General features: G+C 69.4%; 13 protein-coding genes, 1 tRNA gene and 2 pseudogenes. 1 reads left to right on the top strand and 15 read right to left on the bottom strand.

All coding sequences use genetic code 11. The features are described 5' to 3' along the window. The first annotated feature begins 3 nt into the window (after window positions 1-3). Complete coding sequence (locus E9998_RS14635; RefSeq protein WP_204745448.1) at window positions 4-1,056, top strand: GrpB family protein; 1,053 nt, start codon at window positions 4-6, stop codon at window positions 1,054-1,056. Between the two features lie 46 nt (window positions 1,057-1,102). On the opposite strand, the gene E9998_RS14630 is transcribed toward E9998_RS14635, so the two are convergent. The 15 genes and pseudogenes from E9998_RS14630 to E9998_RS14555 form a co-directional block, all read right to left on the bottom strand. After that, the gene (locus tag E9998_RS14630) at window positions 1,103-1,588 is read right to left on the bottom strand and encodes a hypothetical protein (protein WP_136530437.1); all 486 of its coding nucleotides are present in this window, start codon (window positions 1,586-1,588) and stop codon (window positions 1,103-1,105) included. Between the two features lie 114 nt (window positions 1,589-1,702). Next, a pseudogene (locus tag E9998_RS27090) lies at window positions 1,703-3,894 on the bottom strand (ABC transporter ATP-binding protein). 2 nt (window positions 3,895-3,896) lie between these two features. After that, the gene (locus E9998_RS14615; protein WP_136530435.1) at window positions 3,897-4,805 is read right to left on the bottom strand and encodes an ABC transporter permease; all 909 of its coding nucleotides are present in this window, start codon (window positions 4,803-4,805) and stop codon (window positions 3,897-3,899) included. Then, complete coding sequence (locus E9998_RS14610; protein ID WP_136530434.1) at window positions 4,798-5,823, bottom strand: ABC transporter permease; 1,026 nt, start codon at window positions 5,821-5,823, stop codon at window positions 4,798-4,800. The genes E9998_RS14615 and E9998_RS14610 overlap by 8 nt, the downstream gene beginning before the upstream one ends. Window positions 5,824-6,060: 237 nt before the next feature. Next, window positions 6,061-7,794: an ABC transporter family substrate-binding protein gene (locus tag E9998_RS14605; protein WP_136530433.1), complete on the bottom strand. Its 1,734-nt coding sequence runs from the start codon at window positions 7,792-7,794 to the stop codon at window positions 6,061-6,063. A 462-nt stretch (window positions 7,795-8,256) separates the two neighbouring features. Continuing rightward, complete coding sequence (locus E9998_RS14600; RefSeq protein ID WP_136530432.1) at window positions 8,257-9,951, bottom strand: ABC transporter substrate-binding protein; 1,695 nt, start codon at window positions 9,949-9,951, stop codon at window positions 8,257-8,259. Between the two features lie 330 nt (window positions 9,952-10,281). Then, the gene (locus tag E9998_RS14595) at window positions 10,282-11,982 is read right to left on the bottom strand and encodes an ABC transporter substrate-binding protein (protein WP_136530431.1); all 1,701 of its coding nucleotides are present in this window, start codon (window positions 11,980-11,982) and stop codon (window positions 10,282-10,284) included. A 242-nt stretch (window positions 11,983-12,224) separates the two neighbouring features. Then, window positions 12,225-13,913 carry an ABC transporter substrate-binding protein gene (locus E9998_RS14590; RefSeq protein WP_158299811.1) on the bottom strand — a complete coding sequence of 563 codons (1,689 nt, stop codon included), beginning with the start codon at window positions 13,911-13,913 and terminating at the stop codon, window positions 12,225-12,227. Window positions 13,914-14,073: 160 nt separating this feature from the next. After that, window positions 14,074-16,071 (bottom strand): HelD family protein, encoded by a 1,998-nt coding sequence (locus E9998_RS14585; protein WP_136530526.1) that lies wholly within the window; start codon window positions 16,069-16,071, stop codon window positions 14,074-14,076. Window positions 16,072-16,272: 201 nt separating this feature from the next. After that, window positions 16,273-16,752 carry a hypothetical protein gene (locus tag E9998_RS14580; RefSeq protein WP_136530429.1) on the bottom strand — a complete coding sequence of 160 codons (480 nt, stop codon included), beginning with the start codon at window positions 16,750-16,752 and terminating at the stop codon, window positions 16,273-16,275. 184 nt (window positions 16,753-16,936) lie between these two features. Beyond that, entirely contained in the window at window positions 16,937-17,227 is a 291-nt protein-coding gene (locus E9998_RS14575; protein WP_136530428.1) for a GNAT family N-acetyltransferase, read from the bottom strand. A 28-nt stretch (window positions 17,228-17,255) separates the two neighbouring features. Then, a complete protein-coding gene (locus E9998_RS14570) occupies window positions 17,256-18,728 on the bottom strand; it encodes an MFS transporter (RefSeq protein ID WP_136530427.1) in 1,473 nt (490 codons plus the stop codon). After that, window positions 18,715-19,253: pseudogene (locus tag E9998_RS14565) on the bottom strand (LppX_LprAFG lipoprotein). Before E9998_RS14565 ends, E9998_RS14570 begins: the two are co-directional and overlap by 14 nt. Before the next feature lie 197 nt (window positions 19,254-19,450). Next, window positions 19,451-20,452: a glycoside hydrolase family 11 protein gene (locus tag E9998_RS14560; RefSeq protein WP_420842437.1), complete on the bottom strand. Its 1,002-nt coding sequence runs from the start codon at window positions 20,450-20,452 to the stop codon at window positions 19,451-19,453. 357 nt (window positions 20,453-20,809) lie between these two features. Then, window positions 20,810-20,882: transfer RNA gene (locus E9998_RS14555), tRNA-Arg, on the bottom strand. Window positions 20,883-21,006 lie beyond the last annotated feature (124 nt).

Genomic DNA, 21,006 nt, shown 5'->3' with positions numbered 1-21,006 from the left:
TCGGTGGCGCAGCTCAACCGGCTGACCGAGGATATGGACATGCCCAACACCCAGCCCCTCATCTACATCGCCGACTATGACCCCGACTGGGCTCGTCAGGCAGCCGAGGCCATCGAGGCGATCCGGGCCGCCGCGACCGGGTTGTTCGTCGCGGTGGAGCACATCGGGTCTACGGCGGTCCCCGGGTTGGCGGCCAAGCCGGTCATCGATCTGATGGCGGCCGTGGACAGGTTGGAAGCCGTTGGGGCGCATGGGGAGGCGATGGCGGGGCTGGGGTTCCTTCCGCATGAGAACGGCATGGATGACCGGGTGCTGTTCGTGCGAAGTGTGGACGGAGTGCGGACGCACATTCTTCATGTGGTGAGCGCCGAAAGCTGGCCGACCCGGAATCAGCGGTTGCTGCGGGATCACCTTCGGGCTCATCCGGGGGATGCGGCGCGGTACGGGCGGCTCAAGCGGGAGATCGCGGCGTCGGGGATCGCGCCGGGCGAGTACTCGCGGGCTAAGACCGCACTGGTGCAGGAGTTGACCGACCGGGCGCGGGCGGCGGTGGGGTTGGGGCCCGAGTCGGTGTGGGAGAAGCGGGGGCGGTTATCGCGAATCCGACAACCTCGGCGTTCGGGCACCGAGGGGCGGTGGGGCTGCCAGCATGGAACGGCTCTTGGGGGGCGCCGTCCGGTGGCGCCGTCCGGTGGCGCCGTCGACATAGACAGAGGTGGTCACATGCGCCGAATCCTTTCCAGCGCGGCACTGGCATTCGCGATCGGCTCGGTATGGGCCGCACCGGCGATGGCCGGGGACGAGGTCGCCGAGAGCGTGCACTGCGACGCGACGTTCAGCACGCCGACCGCGCTGCGGGTGGCGCCGAACGCAGGGGCCGACCAGATCGCGACGATCCCGGCCGAGACGTGGGTGAGCACCGGGTGCATCCCGTTCGAGGCCGGAGGGAACCACAAGACCTGCACGAACGAGTCCGAGGTGTGGGTCTGGGCGATCTGGGGCGACCACAGCGGGTACGCGCACACCGGCTGCATGAACCGGTACAACGTCCACTAGCGAACGGGGATCGGCCGGGCCCGCGGGGGCCCGGCCGTCGCCGTGTTCAGCGGGCGGCGACGGTGTGGGCCAAGGCTAGAGCGTACACGTCGGAGGGGGACTCGTCGAGGTCGGCGAGGTAGGCCATGCGGGCGTCGCGGCCCTCGCGGACCAGGTCGAGGACCGCGCGCCAGGCCGCGAGGTTCGGATGCTCGTAGGCGGTGCAGGCCTCGGCGGGGGCCAGGAGGCGCACGGCCTGTTCGAGGACCGGGGCCGGCAGGCGGTAGGAGGCCGAGCCGCCGCGGTGGCCGAGGACGGTGGCCATGACGACCGCGGGAAGCTGGTGGTCGCCGATGTTGACGCGGGCGAAGGCGATCCGCCCGGCCGCGTCCAGGACGCCGATCCCGTAGGCCGCGGGTGGACGCCAGCCGGGGATCGCGGCGGACAGGTGCTCGCGGGCGGCGGCAATCTGCTCGACCGAGGCCCAGGTGTCGCCAAGCTCGGCCAAGGCGAGGGTCACTGAATACTCGTACGGGAACGGGGGTGCGGTCATGGGCGCAGTCTCGCACCGCCCGCATGGGAACGCAAACCCCTTACCGGGAACGCGAAAGGGCCGCCGCCCGCGGATGCGGTGCGGCGGCCCCGAGGCGTCGCTAGAGAGGTGCCGCTAGACGAGCTGCTTCGGCTCGGCGTAGTGGCAGGCCGCGCGGGTCAGGCCCGCGTGGTCGGACCGCAGGAGCGGCTCGATGTCGATGCACTTCGACTGCTGCGACTCCGACAGCTCCTTGAACAAGGGGCAGCGGGTGCGGAAGCGGCAGCCCGAAGGCGGGTTCGACGGGCTGGGGACGTCGCCCTGGAGCACGATCCGCTCGCGGGCCCGCTCCTTGCGCGGGTCCGGCAGCGGGATCGCCGACATGAGCGCCTGCGTGTAAGGGTGGGCCGGACCGGCGAAGAGCTGGTCGGTCGTCCCCTCCTCCACGATCTTGCCCAGGTACATGACCGCGACCTTGTCCGCGATGTGGCGCACCACCGAAAGGTCGTGCGACACGAACAGATACGACAGCCCGAGCTCGTCCTGAAGGTCCTCCAGCAGGTTGATGACGCCGGCCTGGATCGAGACGTCCAGCGCCGACACCGGCTCGTCCAGCATGAGCACCCGCGGCTGGAGCGCGAGCGCGCGGGCGATGCCGATGCGCTGGCGCTGCCCGCCCGAGAACTCATGCGGGTACCGGTTGCGGTGCTCGGGGTTCAGCCCGACGATCTCGATCAGGCTGTTCACCCGGTCGCGCCCGCCGTTCTTGAACAGGCCGTGCACCCGCAGCGGCTCGGCGATGATCTCGAAGACCGTCAGCCGCGGGTCCAGGGACGCCATCGGGTCCTGGAACACCAGCTGGATGTCACGGCGGACCGGGCGCATCTGGTTGCGCGAGAGCTTCGTCAGGTCGCGGCCCTCGTACACCACCTCGCCGGAGGTCGGCGGGATGAGGTTCATCATCAGCCGCGCCGTCGTGGACTTCCCGCAACCGGACTCGCCCACCAGGGCGAGCGTCTCGGTCGCGCCGATGTCCAGGCTCACGCCCGAGACGGCGTGGACCGCGCCCACCTTGCGGCGCAGGATCCCCTTGGAGCGGACCGGGAACTCCTTGACCAGGTTCCTCCCGGCGATGACCGGCTCCGCCGCGTTCTGCGGCGTGTCGAGCATGGCGTTCACTTGGCCTCATCCTCCTCTTCGGCGATCGCGACGCCCTCGGCTTCGGCGGCTTCGACTTCGGCCTCCACGGAGAGGTCCGTGGCGACGGCGGCGAACACGTCGTCGGGCTGCTTGCCCTCCAACTGGTCCGAGAAGTGGCAGGCCGCCACGTGCCCGGTCCCGTCGATGGGCAGCAGGTCCGGCTCGACCTCCGCGCAGATGTCCTGGTGCATCGGGCAGCGCGGGCGGAACGGGCAGCCCGGCGGCATGTTCAGCATCGACGGCGGCGTCCCGTGGACGGGCGTGAGGCGGTGGCCCCGCGACTCGTCCATGCGCGGGAGCGAACCGATCAGGCCCAGCGTGTAGGGCATCCGCGGCTCGTAGAAGATCTCGTCCACACTGCCCTGCTCGACGGGGCGCCCGGCGTACATGACCAGGACCTCGTCGGTGTGGCCGGCGATGACGCCCAGGTCGTGGGTGATGAGGATGAGCGCCGCGTTGACCTCTTCGCGGGCCTTCTCCAAGGCTTCGAGCACCTGCGCCTGGACGGTCACGTCGAGGGCCGTGGTGGGCTCGTCGGCGATGATGACGTCCGGGTTGTTCGCCATGGCGATGGCGATGACCACGCGCTGGCGCATACCGCCCGACAGCTCGTGCGGGTAGGCGTCCACCCGCTGCTGCGGGTTGGGGATGCCGACCGAGTCGAGCAGGTCGATGCAGCGGGTGCGGGCCTCGGCCTTGCTGACGTCCGGGAAGTGGACGCGGATGGCCTCGGCCAGCTGGAAGCCGACCGTGTACACCGGGTTGAGACTGGTCAGCGGGTCCTGGAAGATCATGGAGATCTTCTTGCCGCGGACCCGCGAGAGCTCGGCGTCGCCGAGGCCGAGGAGCTCCTCGCCCTCCAGCTTCGCCGACCCGGTGATCTGCGCGGTCTTGGGCAGCAGGCCCATGACCGCCATCGAGGTGACCGACTTGCCCGAGCCCGACTCGCCGACGATGCCGAGGCTCTGGCCCCGGCGCAGCTCGTAGGAGACGCCGCGGACGGCGTGCACGAGCCCGTCCTCGGTCGGGAACGAGACGTTGAGGTCCTTGACTTCGAGGACCACGTCGCCCTTGGTGCCGACGGCGCGGCCGGAGCCGGTGCCGTCGCTGACTGAGATGTTCGACATCGCTATCGCCTCACCATCGTCTGCCGCGGGTCCATGGCGTCGCGCAGGCCGTCACCGATGAAGTTGATGGTGAGCGCGATCAGGATGATCATGAGACCCGGGATGTAGAACAGATACCAGTGCTCGTTGAACGCCGACGCGCCCGCGGCCTCGATGAGGAGGCCGAGCGAGGTGTCGGGGCTCTGGATGCCCAGGCCGAGGAACGACAGGGTCGTCTCGGACAGGATCGCGAAGGCGATCTGGAGGGTCACCGAGACGATGATGACGCTCATCGTGTTCGGGATGAGGTGCTTGACGATGATGTGCCAGTCGGAGCCGCCGACGGACTTTGCGGCCTCGACGAACTCCTTCTCGCGGAGGCTCAGCACCTCGGCCCGCACGGCGCGGGCGATCGAGGTCCAGCCGAAGATCGCGAGGATGAACGCCATGTGGTACCAGCGGACGCTGGTGTCGATGGCGCCCGCGAGCGCACCGGTGATGACCAGGAACGGGATCACGAACATGACGTCGAGGATGCGCATGAGCACCGCGTCGACCCACCCGCGGTAGAACCCGGCGACGGCGCCGTACAGCGCGCCGATGACGGTCGAGCCGATGGCGACGGTGAGCGCCACGTTGAGCGACTGCTTGGTCGCCTGCATCATGGCGCCGAGCATGTCGCGCCCGGCCTTGTCGGTGCCGAACGGGTGGTCCAGGCTCGGGGCGGCCCACGAGGGGATCTCCGAGTGGATCTTGTAGTCCCACTTCCACACGAACGGGCCGAGGTAGGCGAAGAGCACGATGATCACGAAGACGACGAGGCTGATCACTGCCGCGCGGTGGCGGAAGAATCGGCGCACGACCATCTCCCACTGGCCGCGCTCCTTGGTGGTGATGGCTTCCGCGTCCAGCGCGGGTGCGGTGTTACTCATAGCGGATCCTCGGGTCGAGCACGCCGTACAGGATGTCGGAGATCAGGACGCCGACGAGCACGACGACGCCGGAGATGAGCAGGTAGGCCATGACGGCGAAGGTGTCCCCGGCGTTGATGGCGTCGAGCGAGTAGACGCCCAGGCCCCGCCAGCCGAAGATGCGCTCGGTGACGATCGCGCCGCCCATGGCCGCCGAGAGCGACAGGGGCGCGAAGGTCGCCACGGGGATGAGCGCGGTCCGCAGCGCGTGGCGGCGCATGACGGTGCGGTTGCGGACGCCCTTGGCGCGCGCGAGCCGCACGTAGTCGGAGTTCATGACCTCCAGCATGCTGGCGCGCTGGTACCGCGAGATCGCGGCGTAGCCGCCGAGCATGAGCACCAGTGTGGGCACGATGAGGTAGGGCAGCGCGTCGACGAAGACCTCCCAGCCGTTCCCCTGGAAGCCGGTGGTCCCTGATCCGTAGGTCTGGAACAGGTTGGTGCCGAGCAGCTTGTTGAGCTGCACGGCCCCTTCCTTGAACAGCGAGCCGAGCCAGAAGATCGGCATGGCCAGGAACAGGAAGCCGAGGAAGGTCAGGGTGTAGTCGGTCTTGGAATACTGCTTGACCGCGCTGACCACACCGGAGAGAATGGCGATGCCGATGGAGGCGAGCGTGGCGAACAGGACCAGCCGGAGCGTGATCCAGAAGCGGGTGGAGACCTCGTAGCCGATGTCCATGGCGGAGCCCTCGATGGAGGGTCCCCACTTGCCCTGGAGCAGGCCGATGTCGTCGTTGGTGTCACCGATGCCGGTGAGCCAGATCCAGTACCGCTCGGGAACGGACCGGTCGTAGTACCACGCCGATTCGAGCGCGTCGACGGTCGACTGTGGCACCGGCTCGCCGGTGGACTGCTGAATCTCGAAGACCCTGTCTTGGACCGGGTCGTTCGAGACGTCGACCAGGACAAAACACAAGATAGTGGCCCCCAGCAGCACCGGGATCATCATCAGGGTGCGCCGGATTATGAATACAACCATAATGCCTCGTTAACGGTTTCTCTGCTGTGGACCGGTCCGCCTGCCGACCGGCCCGGACGCGCTGGTGCGCGCCCTCTCCTACGGCTCACTGACTCCCCATTCTCCGGCCTGGTCGGTGAGCTCCTGGCACTCTTCGGAAATCACTCCACTCCCCTTCCGCCGCCCGGCCGCGCGAGCGCGGGGGGCCCTCCCGCCGCCGCGGCCGGGAGGCCGCGGCGAAGGGGGGCCGTGCGGTGGTCATTCACCGATGAGCCCCCATTCTGCGAGGTTGTAGGCCGCGCGCTGCTGCGAAGCCCAATTGTCCCGGACGTTGACCAACCTATCGGAGACCATCACCGCGACCGGTGTGTCCACGATAGGCAGGACGTACGCGTCGGCGATGACCTGTTTGACGGCCTCGTTGGCCCGGCGCGCCGCCTCGTCGTAGTCGAGGGTGCCGTTGATGTCGGCGATGAGGCCGTCGAGGGCCTCGTCGTCGAGCCCGCCGAAGTTCGAGCCGGACTCGGATTCCCAGTACTGGGAGGCCGCGCCGACGAACAGCGGGGTCGAGCTCCAGCCGTAGTTGATGATGTCGAAGTCGCCCTCGGCGAGCACGGTGCCGAGGTCGACGTCGGGGATCGCGCGGGTCTTCACCGTGATGCCGAGGTCGGTGAGGTTGGCCTGGCCGAGTTCGGCGGTGATCTGGCGCGACTCCTTGGACTCGGAGTAGCGGAAGTCGAGTTCGACGGTCTCGCCCTCGGGGGTCAGGAGGTTGTCCGAGTCGTCCCAGGTGTACCCGGCCTCTTCGAGGATGCCGCGGGCCATCTCGATGTCGCCCGAGCCCTGGCCGGTGGCGGAGAGGTAGTCGGTGAAGTACTCCGAGCCGTTGCGGAACAGGTGGTTGCCCTTGCGCTCGATGTCGGACTGCACGAAGGCGTAGGTGCGCGAGATGATGTTCTCGACGTCGATGGCGGTGAGGACGGCCTGGCGCAGCGCCGGGTCCTGGAGGTCCTCCTGGCGCGTGTTGAGGTCGATGTGCTCCCAGGTGGGCCCGCCGGCGACCGCGTAGTTCACGTTGTCGGTGCCTTCGAGCTGGGTGATCGCCTCGGAGGTGACCGACATGGGCGCGGAGCCGTCGATCTCGCCGTTGCGCAGCGCGGTGACGATGTTGTCGAGGCCGTCGATGACCTTGAAGGTGATCTTGTCGAGGGTGACCTCGGTGTCGCCGGCCCAGTCCTCGTTCGGGGTGTAGACGACGTAGTCGCCGGCGACGGCGTCCTCGACCTTGTACGGCCCGGTGGTCCAGGCGGGGACGGTCTCGGAGAAGTAGTCCTCGGCGGCCTTCATCGCGGCCGGGTCGTTCCTCCAGTCGAAGCCCTGCTCGTCGGCGATGTGGGCGGGCTGGGAGAGCACTTCCTCGTACATCCACTCGGCCGAGTGGTAGCCGTCGACGTAGGCGACGGTGACGGTGGAGCCCTCGCCGGTGATCGAGGCGACCTGGGAGCCGTAGGTGGTGGTTGCGGGGGCGCAGCCCTCGCACTTGGCCTCGTCGCCGGAGACGGCGTACCAGTTGTAGACGAAGTCGTCGACGGTGACGGGGGTGCCGTCGCCCCAGTTCGCTCCGGCCTTGAGGGTGTACTCGACGGTGACGGGGTCCTCGCTGACGAGGACGGGCTCGGCGTCGAAGACGCCCTCGTTGACGACGAAGTCGCCCTCGGGGTCGAACTGGCCGATGTAGGGCCACATGCCCACGAGGGCGATGCTGATGTACGCGTTGTTGCCCTCGGCGGTGTTCTGGTTCCACGAGGCCCACGAGCCGTCGATGGCCCAGGTGATCTCGCCGCCGTCGGCCCGCTGGCCGGTGTTGCACCCGGCCGGGTCCTCGACGCAGTCGTCCAGGCTGGACGACGAGGTACCGCCCTGTCCGCAGCCTGCCAGGGCCAGGGTCGTGCAAGCGAAGGCGGCGACGGCCGCCATGTGGTGTCGCTTCATGGTTCCTCTCGTGGGTTTGCGTCGCTCGGCCGCGGTGGCGAGGAGGGCCCCTGCTGGGGGCGGTGGGCTCTCCGGGCCGGTGCCGGTGCGGTGGCGGGGGGAACCGACCGGGCGGGTCGGTCCTCGCGGCCGACGGGCGGTCGGGTCGAGTGACGCGAGGTACAGCCTTCCACGGGAACGGTGGGTTTCGAACGACCGAACCAGAGATGAGCTTCGTTCGTTATGTTCCCGTGACGTTCATTCCCTGAATGCCGCCGATTGGCGGATTTTTCACTGTCTGCCAGGGAAAACCCGTCGCGACACTGCGGCCGGGGAGGGACTTGGAGAGGGGTGCCGTCCGGTGCCGGTGATGCGGGAGTGACCGCTGTTGTTCACGGCGGCGTCACCGCGGCGAAACCTCCGGCGCCGGGACACTGAAGCGGCGGGGTCCCGGGGGACCCCGCCGCTCGGCTCAGTGGGCCTTTACGCGTTCTTCCACTCGACCACGTTGTAGACCGGGCCGGCCTGGCTGTTGCCGTTGGCCTTGACGCCCTCGACCAGGTTCGGGTTCCAGATGATGCCCTGGGGCTCGTCGTAGAACGGCAGGGTCAGCGCGAGCGGGACCGCGAGGGCCTCCACGTCGTTGGCGTAGCCGGCCGACTCCTCCACGTCGATGGTGGTCTGGACCTTGCCGATGGCCTCGTCCAGTTCCGGGAAGGAGTAGTTGCCGTAGGCGACGCCGGTCAGGAAGTACTGGCCGGGGCCGGAGCCGAAGGTCGGGCTGCCGGACCAGCCGAAGACGACCAGGTCGAAGTCGCTCTCGGAGAGGACCGAGCCGAGGTCGCCGTCGGGGATGGCCTTCAGTTCGAGCTCGATGCCGAGGAGCGCGAGCTGGGCCTGGGCGAGCTCGGAGATGGTCGTCCGCGCGCCGTCGCCTTCGCCGTAGCGGATGACGAGCTTGACGGCCTCGCCCTCGGGCGTCGTGCAGGTCTCGCCCTCGGCCACACCGGTGTAGCCGGCGGTGGTGAGGATCTCGGCGGCCTTGGTGATGTCGCCGGAGCCCTGGCCGGTCTCGGTCAGGTAGTCCACGAAGTACGGGCTGTTCACGCCGAAGAAGTGGTTCAGGCGCTGGGACACGTCGGTGCCCGGGAAGATGCGCTCGATCGAGTCCTTGACGTTGACGGCGGTGAAGACCGCCTGGCGCAGGGCCTGGTCCTTGAGGAACGGCGAGTTGACGTTGGTGTCGAGGTGGATCCAGACACCGCCCTCGTAGATGGCCTGCTCCAGGTTCGGGTCCTCGGCGGCCTTGTCGAACTCCTCCTGGATGAACTGGGTCGGCCAGGAGCCGGCGATGGTGCCCTGGCGCAGCTCGGTGACGGTCGACTCGGTGCCCTCGACGACGCGCATGGTGAGCTTCTCGATGGTCGGCTTGACCGAGCCCTGGTAGTTCTCGTTGATCTCGTACGTGATGAACTGGCCCATCTCGTACTCGACGGGCTTCCAGGGGCCGGTGACGACCTCGATGAGGTTCGCCTCGGTCCAGGCGATGGCCTCGCCCATGACGGCGGGGTCGGTCTGCCAGGTCGGGAACTCGGCCTCGATGATGTGCGAGGGCAGGTACACGGTGGGGCTGTAGAGCCACTCCGGGTCCTTGTGGCCCTCGACGAAGGTGACGACGAAGCCCTTCTCGGACGGCTCGATCGAGGCGATCTTGGAGCCGTAGGTGGTGGAGGCGGGCTGAGCCTTCTCCTGGTCGGCGCGCGCCTCGTTGCCCGAGATGCTGTACCACTGGAAGATGAGGTCCTCGACGCGGATCGGCTCGCCGTCGGACCACTGGGCGTTCTCGGTGAGGGTGTACTCGACCTGGAACGGCTCTTCGCTGATGACCTGGGCGTCGGCCCAGACGGCGTCGTTGAGCACGAAGCTGCCGTCCTCCTGGAAGTCACCGGAGGAGTTGCCGTCGAGGCCGAAGGTCTTGGGGAACATGGCCTGGTGGCCGTACGAGTTGTTGCCCGCACCGGTGTTCTCGTTCCAGGACTCCCACGCGGAGGAGATGCCCCAGGTGAGTTCCTTCTTTCCGGAGCCGCCGTTGCCCTCGTTGCCGCCGCAGGCGGCGAGGGTGAAGGCGGCGGTGCCGCCGATGGTCAGGCCTCCGAGAGCTCTACGGGTCAGAGCCATGAGTGTTCTCCTCCAGATATCGATGCCGAGGGGCCTTCGCGAGGCCGCGAAGGCGCCGATGCCTCGCGTCCGGGTGACGGTCGTTATGGGGAAGGCTTGCTGCCCTCGGCGGTGTTGTGACAAACACTGGCACAGACGTGAGGGGATTGACACGACCACGGCCCCAACTGGAGTTTATTCGTGATGTATTCGTGACTTTGCGCCTGCGGACTGTGCCCGGAATGGACCGTGGGGCCGATGTGGCATCGGCCCCACGGGGGAATTCAGTGAATTATCGGGACGGACCGTCGCCAATCGGCGACCCGCTCGGCGCGGTCCGTTCGCGGTCGGTTACGGCTTCTTCCACTCGCGGACGTTCCACAGCGCGGAGGCCTGGCTGGCCGGGTTCACGCCGGGACCGTCGACGAGGTTCGTGTTCCACATGATCGCCATCGGGCTGGAGTACAGCGGCAGGGTGTAGGCCTCGGCCACGGCCTGCGCGCTGATCTGGTTCGCGAAGTCCGCGGCCTCGTCGAGGTCGAGGGTGCTGCGGACCTTCGGCAGGAGCTCGTTGATGACCGGGTCGTCGTAGCCGCCCGCGTTCGAGTCCGACTCCGGGGAGAAGAACTGCTCGGGGGAGGTCGAGAACGCGGGGCTGCCGACCCACGAGTAGACGACGAGGTCGAAGTCCCCGGCGGACAGCGTCGAGGACAGCTCGTCGTCGCCGAAGCCCTTGAGCTCGAGGTCGATGCCGACCGCGACCAGCTGGGCCTGGATGATCTCGCCGGTGAGCTTGCGGATCTCGTTCGAGGCCGCGAAGCGGAAGTTGAACGCGACGACCTTGCCGTCGGCGTTGACGAGCTTGTCGTCACCGTTCCAGGTGTAGCCGGCGCCGCTGAGGAGGGTCTTGGCAGCCTCGACGTCGCCCTGGCCGTAGTTGGCGGGCCCGGTGTAGTCGACGTAGTAGGGGCTGTCCTCGGTGAAGAAGTGGTTGCCCAGCCACGGCGCCTCGGTGCCCGGGAACGCCTTGGACTTGATCTCCTCGATGTCGATGATCGTGAAGACCGCCTGGCGCAGCGCCGTGTCCTTGAGGAACTCGTTGCCCACGTTCATGTCGAAGTGCGACCAGGTCGCGCCCGCGTAGGCCTCGTACTTCAGCTCGGGCTGCTCGTCGAGCGGCGCCATCTGCTCCATGCTGAAGTCGTTGGGCCAGCAGCCCGCGATGTTGCCCTGGCGCAGCTCGGTGACCTGCGCTTCGAGGCCGTCGATGGCCTTGAGGGTGAGCTTGTCGAACGAGGCCTTCGCCGAGCCCTGGAACTTGTCGTTGGGCACGTACTCGACGAACTCGCCGAGCTTCCACTTGGTCGGCTTGTAGGCGCCGAGCACGACGTCCCACAGGTCGTCGTTGAAGAAGACGATGGCGTCGCCCATGACCTCGGGGTCGGTCGCCCAGTCGGCGAAGCCGTTCTCCTCGGCGAAGTGGCTCGGGAGGTAGACGCCGCCGGTGAAGGTCCACTCGGGGTCGGTGGTGCCCTCCTTGAAGGTGAAGACGATCTTGCCCGGCTCGGGCTCCTCGATGCTGGCGATGTTCGCGCCGGTGTTGCCGGCGGGGAGCGCCTTCTCCTGGTTGGCGTGCGCCGGGTCGGTCGAGGTGCTGTACCACTGGAAGATGAAGTCCTGGAGGCGCACGGGCTTGCCGTCCGACCACTGCGCACCCTCTTTGAGGGTGACCTGGACCTGCATCGGCGCCTCGGCGAGGAGCTCCGGCTCGCCCTCGAAGATCGCGTCGTCGTAGAAGACCTTGCCCGAGGGGTCGAAGTCGTAGCCGACCTGGCCGACGGGGTTCATCGGGGTCGTCGCGATGTTGGTCGCCGAGGCGTTGCCGGTGCCCGTGTTCTGGTTCCAGGCCGACCAGCTGGACGAGACCGCCCAGGTGAGTTCGCCGCCGCTCGACGAGCCTTCGTTGTCGTCGTTGCCGCCGCAGGCCGCCAGCATCAGAGCGGACGAGCCGCCGATCGTCAGGCCGCCGAACGCTCTACGAGTCAGAGCCATTGCTGTGTCTCCTCCATTGATGGGCCGAGGCGAGGGGTCACCGTCGCGGGCCGCGGGGAGGCGTCGTCGCCGTGCCGGGCCGCTGGAGAGGGGCCGGTTGGCCGCCTCGGCAGTGCTGCGTCACACGGTGCCACGTCACAGTGGCGAAGGGAACGCCTCGGTACCCATTTGGCTGACCATTGTTATCCGAACGATACGGAAAAGGGGCGGTCCGGCCGGACCGCCCCTGGTGCTCGCCGCCGCTAGGCGGGCTTCCATTCGCGCACGTTCCACAGCGGACCGGCCTGGCTGTTGCCGTTGGCCACGATCCCGGTGAGCGTGCCGTTGTTGTACAGCGTCGACTGCGGCTCGTCCAGGAGCGGCAGCGTGAACGCGGCGGGCATGACCATCGCGTCGACGTCGTTGGCGAACTGCGCCGACTCGGCGATGTCGGTGGTCGAGCGGACCTTCGCGATGGCCTCGTCGAGCCCGTCGAGCGTGTACGAGCCGAAGTTCGAGGACGAGTCCGAGGCGAAGTACTGCTGCGGCGCGGTCGTGAACGCCGGCGTGCCCGACCAGCCGAAGATGATCATGTCGAAGTTGCCCTCGGAGAGGACGGTGCCCAGGTCGCCGTCCGGAATCGCCTCCAGCGAGACGTCGATGCCGATCTCCGCCAGGTAGGCCTGGACGAGCTCGCCGGTGGTCTGGCGGGTCAGGTCGCCCTCGCCGTAGCGGAAGTCGAGCGTGACCGGGTCGCCGTCGGGCGTCATGAGCGTGTCGCCGGTGGTGTACCCGGCGGCCTCGAGCGCGGCGTTGGCCGCGTCGGCGTCGCCCGAGCCCTGGAGCGGGTCGGTCGCGCCCAGCGAGTCGACGAAGAACTCCGAGGCGGCGTTGAAGAAGTGGTTCTTGCGCGCCGCGACCTCGGTGTCGGGGTAGTTCTTCGCGATGATGTCCTCGTTGTCGATCGCGGTGAACACGGCCTGGCGCAGGGCCTGGTCGGCGAGGAACTCGTTGTTCGTGTTGGTGTCGATGTGGAGCCAGATCGAGCCCTCGTACACCTCGGTGGTGATCGCCGAGTCGTCGGCGACCTTGTCGAGCTCCTCCTGGCTGAACTCCGAGGGCCACGCGCCGTCGATCGAGCCCTGCCGCAGCTCGGTGACGATCGACTCGGTGCCCTCGACGACCTTGAGGGTGAGCTTGTCCAGGCCCGGGTCGACCGTGCCCTGGTACTTGTCGTTGGGCTCGTAGGTGACGTAGTCGCCCGCGACCGCGTCGGTCGGCGTGTAGGGGCCGGTCGACCAGGTCGGCGGGTTCTGCGCGAACCAGGTGGCGCTCTCGCCCATGACGGCCGGGTCGGTCTTCCAGTCGGCGAAGCCGTTGTCCACGGCGATGTGGGCCGGGTACATCGACAGGCCGAAGAACTCCCACTCGGGGTCGAGGTAGCCGTCCACGTAGGTCATGGTGACCACGTTCTCGGCGGTCTCCTCGATGGAGGCGACGTTGGCGCCCCAGTCGGTGGAGGCGGGCACGCACGCGTCCTGCGCGCACTTGGCCTCGTCGCCCGACATCTGGTACCAGATGTAGGTGAAGTCGTCGGCGCCGAAGTCCTCGCCGTCGGACCACTGGGCGTTCTCGTTGAGCGTGTACTCCACCGTCATCGGCGACTCGCTCGTGAGCTCGGGGGCCTTGGACAGGAGGGCGTCGTTGAAGACCCACTGGCCGTCCTGGTCGAAGTCGCCGAGGAGCGTCGCGCCGGGCGTCAGGACCTGGTGGAGGTACGAGTTGTTGCCGTCCGCCGTGTTCTCGTTCCACGACTCCCAGCCCGAGCTGATCGCCCAGGTCGCCTCGCTGTCGCCTCCCGAGTCGCTTCCGCCGCCGCAGGCGGCGAGCCCCGCGGCGGCCAGCGCCGCCGTGCCGGCGAGGGCGTACGCCCTCGCTTGTGCAGGTCGCATATGACCACTCCTCCGTGTGTGGATCCCCTGTGGGCCGCGGCGCGTTGGATTCGCGGCTCGGATCATCGTTACACCTGGAAGGGCCGGTTTCGGGCAGTTTCGGCAATCGGCGCGGGGTCGTCCTCCTGAAGGGAGCGGCGGTGTCCCCTGTAGATGTGGTTCAGGCGGTCATCGCTTCGGGGAGTGGGCGTCGGTGGACGACGGTGAGGCGGGAGACGGCGCGGGTGAGGGCGACGTAGAGGTGGCGCAGGCCCACGCCGGGGACGGCGGCGGCGGGGCCGTCGGGCCAGGTGGCGGGGGCTTCGACGATCTCGGCGGGTTCGACGACCACGACGTGGTCGTATTCGAGGCCTTTGGCGAGGCTGGCGGCGACGAGTTCGACGCGGTCGGTGCCTGAGAGGAGCGGGGCGAGTGCGGCGGCGCGGTCGTCGGCGGCGATGACGCCGACGAGGCCTTCTTCTCGGAGTGCGGCGGCGACGGCGGTGCGGACGCCCGTTTCGAGGTCGTCGGTGTGCAGGTGGTCGAGGGCGCCGTCGGAGCGGATGGAGCGGGCGGGGGCGACGTCGACGCCGAGGTGCGGTAGGACCCGGTTGGCGAGTTCGATGATGACGGCGGGGACGCGGAAGCCGGTGGTGAGTTCGGTGTGCTCGGCGGCGGGTTTGCCGAGGTGGCGCATCTGGTCGTCCCAGGAGGAGGCGGCCCAGGGGGTGGTGCCTTGGGCGAGGTCGCCGAGGACGGTGATCGAGCCTTTGCCGGAGCGGCGGGCGATGGCGCGGCACTGCATCGGGGAGAGGTCCTGTGCTTCGTCGATGACGATGTGGCCGTAGGAGGCGGAGGGGTCGCGGAGGTTGAGGTGGGCCTCGATCTCGTCGGCGATGAGGAGGTCGGCGGCGGTCTGCTTGGCGGCGGCGCGGGCGGGGCGGGCGAGGAGGGCGGTTTCGGCGTCGGTGAGGACGCCGCGGGCGGCGTCGGCGCGGAAGGCCTCGTCGCGTTGGAGTTTCTTGACGACGGTCTTGGTGTTGAGTTTGGGCCAGGCGGCGTCGAGGAAGGCCTGGACGGCGGGGGCGCGTTTGAGTTTGGTGGCCCAGCGGCCGTCCGGGGAGTGGCCGGAGCGGATCTCGGCCTGGCGGCGGACGCCTTGGACGATGGCCTCTTCGAGGGCTTTGCGTCCGGCGGTGTAGGTGCGGGTGTGTTTGCGGGCGTTGGTGAGCGCTTCGTCGAGGTAGCGCAGGCCGAGGCGCCAGCGCCAGCCGCCGTCGGCGATGAGGAGGCCTTCGGCGGGGTCGGCTCCGGCGCCGCGGAGGCCGGTCTCGGCGGTGGCGACGTGGCCCCAGACGGCGCGTTCGCAGACGAGGGCCATGCGTTCGTCGTGTTTGAGGAGGGCGGTCTGGGGGTCGTCGGCGGCGGTGGCGGTGTGGGCGCCGGTGAGCTGCTGGACGGTGGTCTGCCAGACGGCGGTCTCGCCGAGGGTGGGGAGGACGCCGGAGATGTAGGCGAGGAAGCCTTCGTTGGGGCCGACGACGAGGACGCCGGACTTGTTGAGCTTCTCGGTGTAGGTGTAGAGGAGCCAGGCGGCGCGGTGGAGGCCGACGGCGGTCTTGCCGGTGCCGGGGGCGCCTTGGACGCAGAGGTCGACGGCGGCGTCGCGGCGGATGAGTTCGTCCTGTTCGGGCTGGATGGTGGCGACGATGTCGCGCATGGGTCCGGTGCGGGGGCGTTCGATCTCGGCGGTGAGGATGTCGGATGAGATCTCTTCGCCGAAGGCGAGGTTCTCGTCTTCGAAGCCGGTGATGCGGGCGCCTTGGAAGCCGAAGCGGCGGCGGCGGGCGATGCCGCGGCGGTCGTGGGCGGAGGCGCGGTAGTACTGCTCGGAGAGTGCGGCGCGCCAGTCGAGGACGAGGGGGTCGCCGTGTTCGTCGCGGATGTGGCGGCGGCCGATGTGGAAGTCCTCGTCGTCGTCGGTCCAGATGCGGCCGAAGAAGAGGGCGATGTCGCGGTCGGTGAGGTCGGCCATGCGCGGGACGGTGTAGTTGGCCATGGCCCAGCCGAACTGCTTGTCGGGGCCGACGTCGCCGATGCCCATGTTCTTGCCGGACTCGTCGACCTCGCCGGCGTAGGTGCGGTGGATGGCCTCGGTCGCGGCGAGCATCCGGGCCATCTCGGTCCGGGCGCGCTCGTGGTTGGCCAGTTCGGTCTTGAGCTCGTCGGTCTGGAGTTCGTTCGCTGACACAGGAGTCTCCCCGGTGGATTTGTCAGACGGTTCACTCGGCGCGCGTTCGCGGCGTGCGCGGTGATGGCGAACCGTCGACCCTACCTGGGCCCGACCTGGGGTTGCAATCGATTTAGCGTGTGTTCGGGGTCAGCGGGCGGCGAGGGGTTTGACGTCGACGAGGCGGCCGTCGTCGCGGTGGAGGACCCAGCCGGCTTGGGCGTCGGTGCCGTCGAGGGGGACGGCGGTCCCGGTGAGGTCGTGGCCGTCGCGGGCGGCGACGGCGACGAGGAGGGCGGCGAGGACGGCGCCTTCGGCGCAGACGACGGTGGTGCGGCGGGAGTCGGGGAGGGTGCGCAGGGCGCGGGCGGCGAGCCAGACGGCGGCGGGGGCGGCGCTGGGGAGGCCGGGGGCGGCGGCGCTGAGGTCGTCGGCGACGGTGACGCGCAGGTCGAGGCGGCTGGCAAGGGGTGCGAGGGTGTCGGCGCAGCCGGGGCCGGAGAGCAGTTCGGTGGGGCTGTAGAGCTGGAGGAAGTCGGCGAGGGCGCGGGCGCGGCGGGCCTGGGCGTCGGTGGGCGGCGTCTGGCCGGCGGGGGCGAGGTGGCGTAGGAGGATGAGCGCGGAGAGCATCAGCGTTCCCCGTTCCGGAGGGCGGGGGGCGTTGTCCGCCGCCGGCCCGGAACGGGTTCGGGCCGGCGGGTCGGTGCAACCGAGAGACGCATACCGACGATGCTTCATCGGCGGATGAACGGCGAGTGAACCCGGAGTTTGCGGGGAGGTGAACACTCCGCGGCAGTGCCGTCTAGGCGCGTCGCTACGGCTGGTAGCGCAGGTCTTCGTACTCCTCGTGGCGCTGCATCCAGCGGTCCACGAACGGGCAGGTCGGGTAGGCCTTCGCGCCCTTGCCGCGCAGGTCGTCGAGGGCGTGGCGCACGAGCCGGTCGCCCCATCCGCGCCCGCGCAGCGAACGGTCCACTTCGGTGTGGGGCAGGACCGTGAAGTCCTCCCGCACGAGGTACTCCAGGTAACCGAGCACCGTCCCGGCCGCGTCGCGCAGCTCGTACCGGTGCTCGTCGACATTCTCGACTACTGAAAGATCCGCCATGTCGCAACCCTATCCAGTCCCACCGCCCTCAAGCGACTCCAGCGGTGCGTGCTCCGACACGCCCGGGGAGGAGGAGTGAGGCGAGGGCCGCGGCGAGGCAGATGGCGGCGGCGGCGGTGAAGACGTCGGCGTACTGGGCGGCGAGGGCCGCGTCGAGGGCTTCGCGGTAGACCGCCTGGCGCTGGAGGAACTCGGCCTCGGTGATGCCGAAGGGCAGGGGGGAGTCGAGGTCGGCGGTGGATTCGGCGAAGCGGTGGAGGCTCCAGGAGGTGAGGGCGGCAACACCGACGAGCATGCCCATCATGCGGGCGACGACGACGGCGGCCGAGGCGGTGCCGTGGGCGTCCTCGGGGGTGGTGCGCAGGGCGGCCGAGGAGAGGGGGGCGATGGTGGCGCCGAGGGCGGCCCCGGCGAGGGCGAGGCCGGGTTCGACGTCGGGGACGGCGCGGCCGATCCACAGGTAGGCGGCGGCTGCGGCGGCGAACCCGGCAACGGCGGGGAGGCGCTCGCCGAAGCGGGAGGCGAGGGCGCCGCCGGCGAGCGCGCCGACGGGCAGGCCGACGAGGAACCACATGAGGAGGAGGGCTCCGCCGGTGGCGTCGAGGCCGCGGAGCGTCTGGGCGAGGAGCTGGACGTCGACGAGGGTGACCATGAGGACGGCTCCGGCCGCGAGGCTCGCGGCCAGGGTCGCGCCGAAGGGGAAGCCGCGGACCCCGGCGGGGTCGAGGAGGCGCACCGGGGACCGCCACTGGTGCAGGCCGAACGCGGCCAGGGCTGCGGCGGCGGCGAGGAGGACCGGGGGTCCCCAGGAGGGCAGGACCCCGGCCTGGGCGTCGGGGTTGTAGAGCCCGACGGTGAACAGCCCCAGGGCGATCGCGAGGAGGAGGCCGCCGACGACGTCGACGCGGGCGCTGCTGCGGGCCTCGGTCTTCGGCAGCGCGTACTGGATCGCCAGGGCCGCGAGCAGAGCGAGGGGGAGGTTGATCCAGAAGATGCCGCGCCAGCCGATGAGGGCGGCGACGCCCGCGCCGAACAGGGGCCCGAGGACGGCGCCGAGTTCCTGGGCGGCGCCGACCCAGCCGAGGACGACGGGGCGGCGGCGGGCGGCGAACAGGTCGGCGGCGAGGGCCATCGTCACCGGCAGGAGCGCGCCGCCGGCGAGGCCCTGGAGGGCCCGGCCCGCCACGAGCGGCGCGAGCTCGGTGGACACGGCGGAGACGAGCGAGCCGATCGCGAAGGCGGCCAGGCACGCGTGGATGACCACTTTGCGTCCGAAGCGGTCGGAGAGGCGCCCGAGCAGCGGCATCCCGGCCGTGTAGCCGAGGAGGTAGCCGGTGACCAGGGGCGTGGCCCGCTCCAGGTGGTTCGCGGGGATGCCGAACTCGCCGATCATGTCGACCAGGACCGTCACGAGCACGTACGCGTCGATCGATCCGATCAGGACGGCGGCCCCGGCCGCGCCGATCGCGATGCGGCGGCGCGCCGCCTCAGGGCGCCTCAACCGTCACCGGTTCGTCGTAGTCGGACAGGTGCAGCGCCACGGTCGCGTCCCCTTGGCTGAACTCGGCCTTGACGACGCGGGCGGTCTCCTGGTCGAACCAGACGGTCGCGGTGTTCCAGTCCCCTTCGGCCGGAATGAACTCGCCGAACACGGCCGGGTCGAACACGACCTCGTACCGGTAGGCGTCGACGCCGTCGACCTTCTCGGCCTCCTGGGGCTCGGCCGAGTCGACGGCCTCCAGGAGCGCGGCGATGCCCCGGTCGGGGCCAGGAGGATCGTCGGGTCGTACGGGAGCATGTCGTCGCCGACGGGGATCTGCTGGAAGCCGCCGGTGAAGCCCTTGACGTAGGCGTCCTCGCCGATGATCACGTACTCGACCTCGACGTCCACGCCGAAGGCGGTGATGGTCCCGGTGCCCTCGGCCGAGCCGTCCGCGGTGACGACGCCGTCGGCGGCCTTGACCGACAGGCCCTCGACCGAGCCGTCGACGGTCAGGTCGAAGCGGACGCTCTCGACCTCGGCCATCGCGGCGGCGGCGGCGGGGATGACGTCGTCGGCCGGAGGCGACTCCTCGCCGGTGCAGGCGGCGGTCAGGAGGACGAGGGCGAGGCCGCTGAGCGCGAGGGGAACTGGTCGCATGGACCGATCCTATGCCGCCGCGCCCGGCGGCCGGGGCGCAGCGGCGCGGCGGAGGGGTCCGCCGCGCCGCTGCGCCGGTGGCGCTAGGAGCAGGAGACCGAAGGCCAGTTCCAGTTCCCGTTGGCCATGATCGTGACGCCGAAGTTGTTGCCCGAGCCGTTGGGCGTGCACACCATCTGCGTCGCGGTCGGCCAGGTGGCGTTGCAGTTCCAGAAGGAGCTGACGCGGGCGGCGCCCTGCATGTTGAGGACGACGCGCCAGTCGCTCTTGCCCGAGACGTTGACGTTGAGGTTGTACCGGTCACCCCAGCGCTGGCCCGCCGACAGGGCGGCAGTGCAGGCGCCGCCGCCACCGGGGTCGGGATCGGGGTCGGGGTCGCCGCCGCCGGTGCTGTCGAGCGTGATGTTCGAGTTGCCGGTGGACTGGTAGCCCTCGGTCGCCATGATCATGTAGTAGCTGAACGCGCCGAGGTTCATGCCCGCCCGGGACCACGCGTCGAAGTGCTCGCCGGTGTTGATGGTCCCGGAGGTGCGGTTGCCCTGGCGGACGCTCCAGTACTGCTGGAAGGTCCTGGTGCCCTCGACCGACGGCGCGTTGGTCCGGGTGGACTCCCCGAGCCAGTAGGTGCCCCCGCTGGTGTTGAGCGTGCCGCGGCCCGAGGCGCCGCTACTGGGGTTGTAGGGGCCGTGCGATTCGACGATGTAGTACTCGACCAGCGGGTTGGAGGTCCAGCCATAGAGGGCGAGGTAGCCGTTGCTGCCGTGGTTGACCGAACCGCTGTAGTTGACGGTCCGGCGTCCGCCGTTGGCCCAGCCCTTGCCGCCGACCCAGTTGTTGGCGCCGTTCCACGAGGAGCTGTAGTTGCCCCCCGCGCCGAGGGTCATCGAGGCGCGGCCCTGGGTGTCGGTCCAGAACGAGTAGTAGTAGCCGTTGTGGGTGCCCTCCTGGTTGGTGGTGATGGTCTGCTGCGCGAGGGCCTGGCCGGGCATGAGCAGGCCGGCGCCGCCCAGGGCGAGGGCGCTCGCGCCGCCGAGCAGGAGGCTCCTGCGGCCGAAGATGCTGGGGGGCGGATTGTCCATGGACATCCTTCCTCCTAGGAGACGGGTGCCGAGCGGCCCGCGGGATGGCGAGCCGCATCGAAAGATGTCTATCTCTCTCGATGGAACCATCGTGAACCGGCCGACCGAGGGTGTCAATGACTTCCGGAAAACTATCGGAACTTTCTTGGTCCATAACAGGGAGACAATTGGTACATATGCCCTGATCACGGCCACACACGGCCGCCAAGCGCCACCGATGCCCACCCGACCGCGCCCAACCACCGCACCGATTCCCACTCCAGTACCGAAACTTCCGGAAACTATCAACAGCAGTCCGGCCTCCGCCCGAAACCCTCCAGAACAGACGAAAAGACCCGCCCGATACATCGGGCGGGTCTGCGGTGCCCCCGGCAGGATTCGAACCTGCGACACCTGGTCCCGGAAACCAGTGCTCTATCCACTGAGCTACGGAGGCGCGGCGATCGACGGATCGATCGGCCGCCACGATGCTACCAGTGCCCCGTCCGCTTCCCGCAGGCGGTTTGGCCGGCGAGGATCACAGCCGGGCGACGGCGGCGGTTTCGCGGCGGAAGTGTCGG

This window comes from Glycomyces paridis (assembly GCF_004912155.1).
GTDB classification, from domain to species: domain Bacteria; phylum Actinomycetota; class Actinomycetes; order Mycobacteriales; family Micromonosporaceae; genus Glycomyces; species Glycomyces paridis.
Note: the sequence above shows the minus strand (reverse complement) of the source record. Positions and strands in the feature narration are given on the sequence as shown.

Coding starts and splice junctions, on each gene's coding strand:
- E9998_RS14630 (WP_136530437.1), bottom strand. CDS start 1,588: ATGACCGCACCCCCGTTCCCGTACGAGTATTCAGTGACCCTCGCCTTG.
- E9998_RS14615 (WP_136530435.1), bottom strand. CDS start 4,805: ATGAGTAACACCGCACCCGCGCTGGACGCGGAAGCCATCACCACCAAG.
- E9998_RS14610 (WP_136530434.1), bottom strand. CDS start 5,823: ATGGTTGTATTCATAATCCGGCGCACCCTGATGATGATCCCGGTGCTG.
- E9998_RS14605 (WP_136530433.1), bottom strand. CDS start 7,794: ATGAAGCGACACCACATGGCGGCCGTCGCCGCCTTCGCTTGCACGACC.
- E9998_RS14600 (WP_136530432.1), bottom strand. CDS start 9,951: ATGGCTCTGACCCGTAGAGCTCTCGGAGGCCTGACCATCGGCGGCACC.
- E9998_RS14595 (WP_136530431.1), bottom strand. CDS start 11,982: ATGGCTCTGACTCGTAGAGCGTTCGGCGGCCTGACGATCGGCGGCTCG.
- E9998_RS14590 (WP_158299811.1), bottom strand. CDS start 13,913: ATGCGACCTGCACAAGCGAGGGCGTACGCCCTCGCCGGCACGGCGGCG.
- E9998_RS14585 (WP_136530526.1), bottom strand. CDS start 16,071: ATGGCCCGGATGCTCGCCGCGACCGAGGCCATCCACCGCACCTACGCC.
- E9998_RS14580 (WP_136530429.1), bottom strand. CDS start 16,752: ATGCTCTCCGCGCTCATCCTCCTACGCCACCTCGCCCCCGCCGGCCAG.
- E9998_RS14575 (WP_136530428.1), bottom strand. CDS start 17,227: ATGGCGGATCTTTCAGTAGTCGAGAATGTCGACGAGCACCGGTACGAG.
- E9998_RS14560 (WP_420842437.1), bottom strand. CDS start 20,452: ATGTCCATGGACAATCCGCCCCCCAGCATCTTCGGCCGCAGGAGCCTC.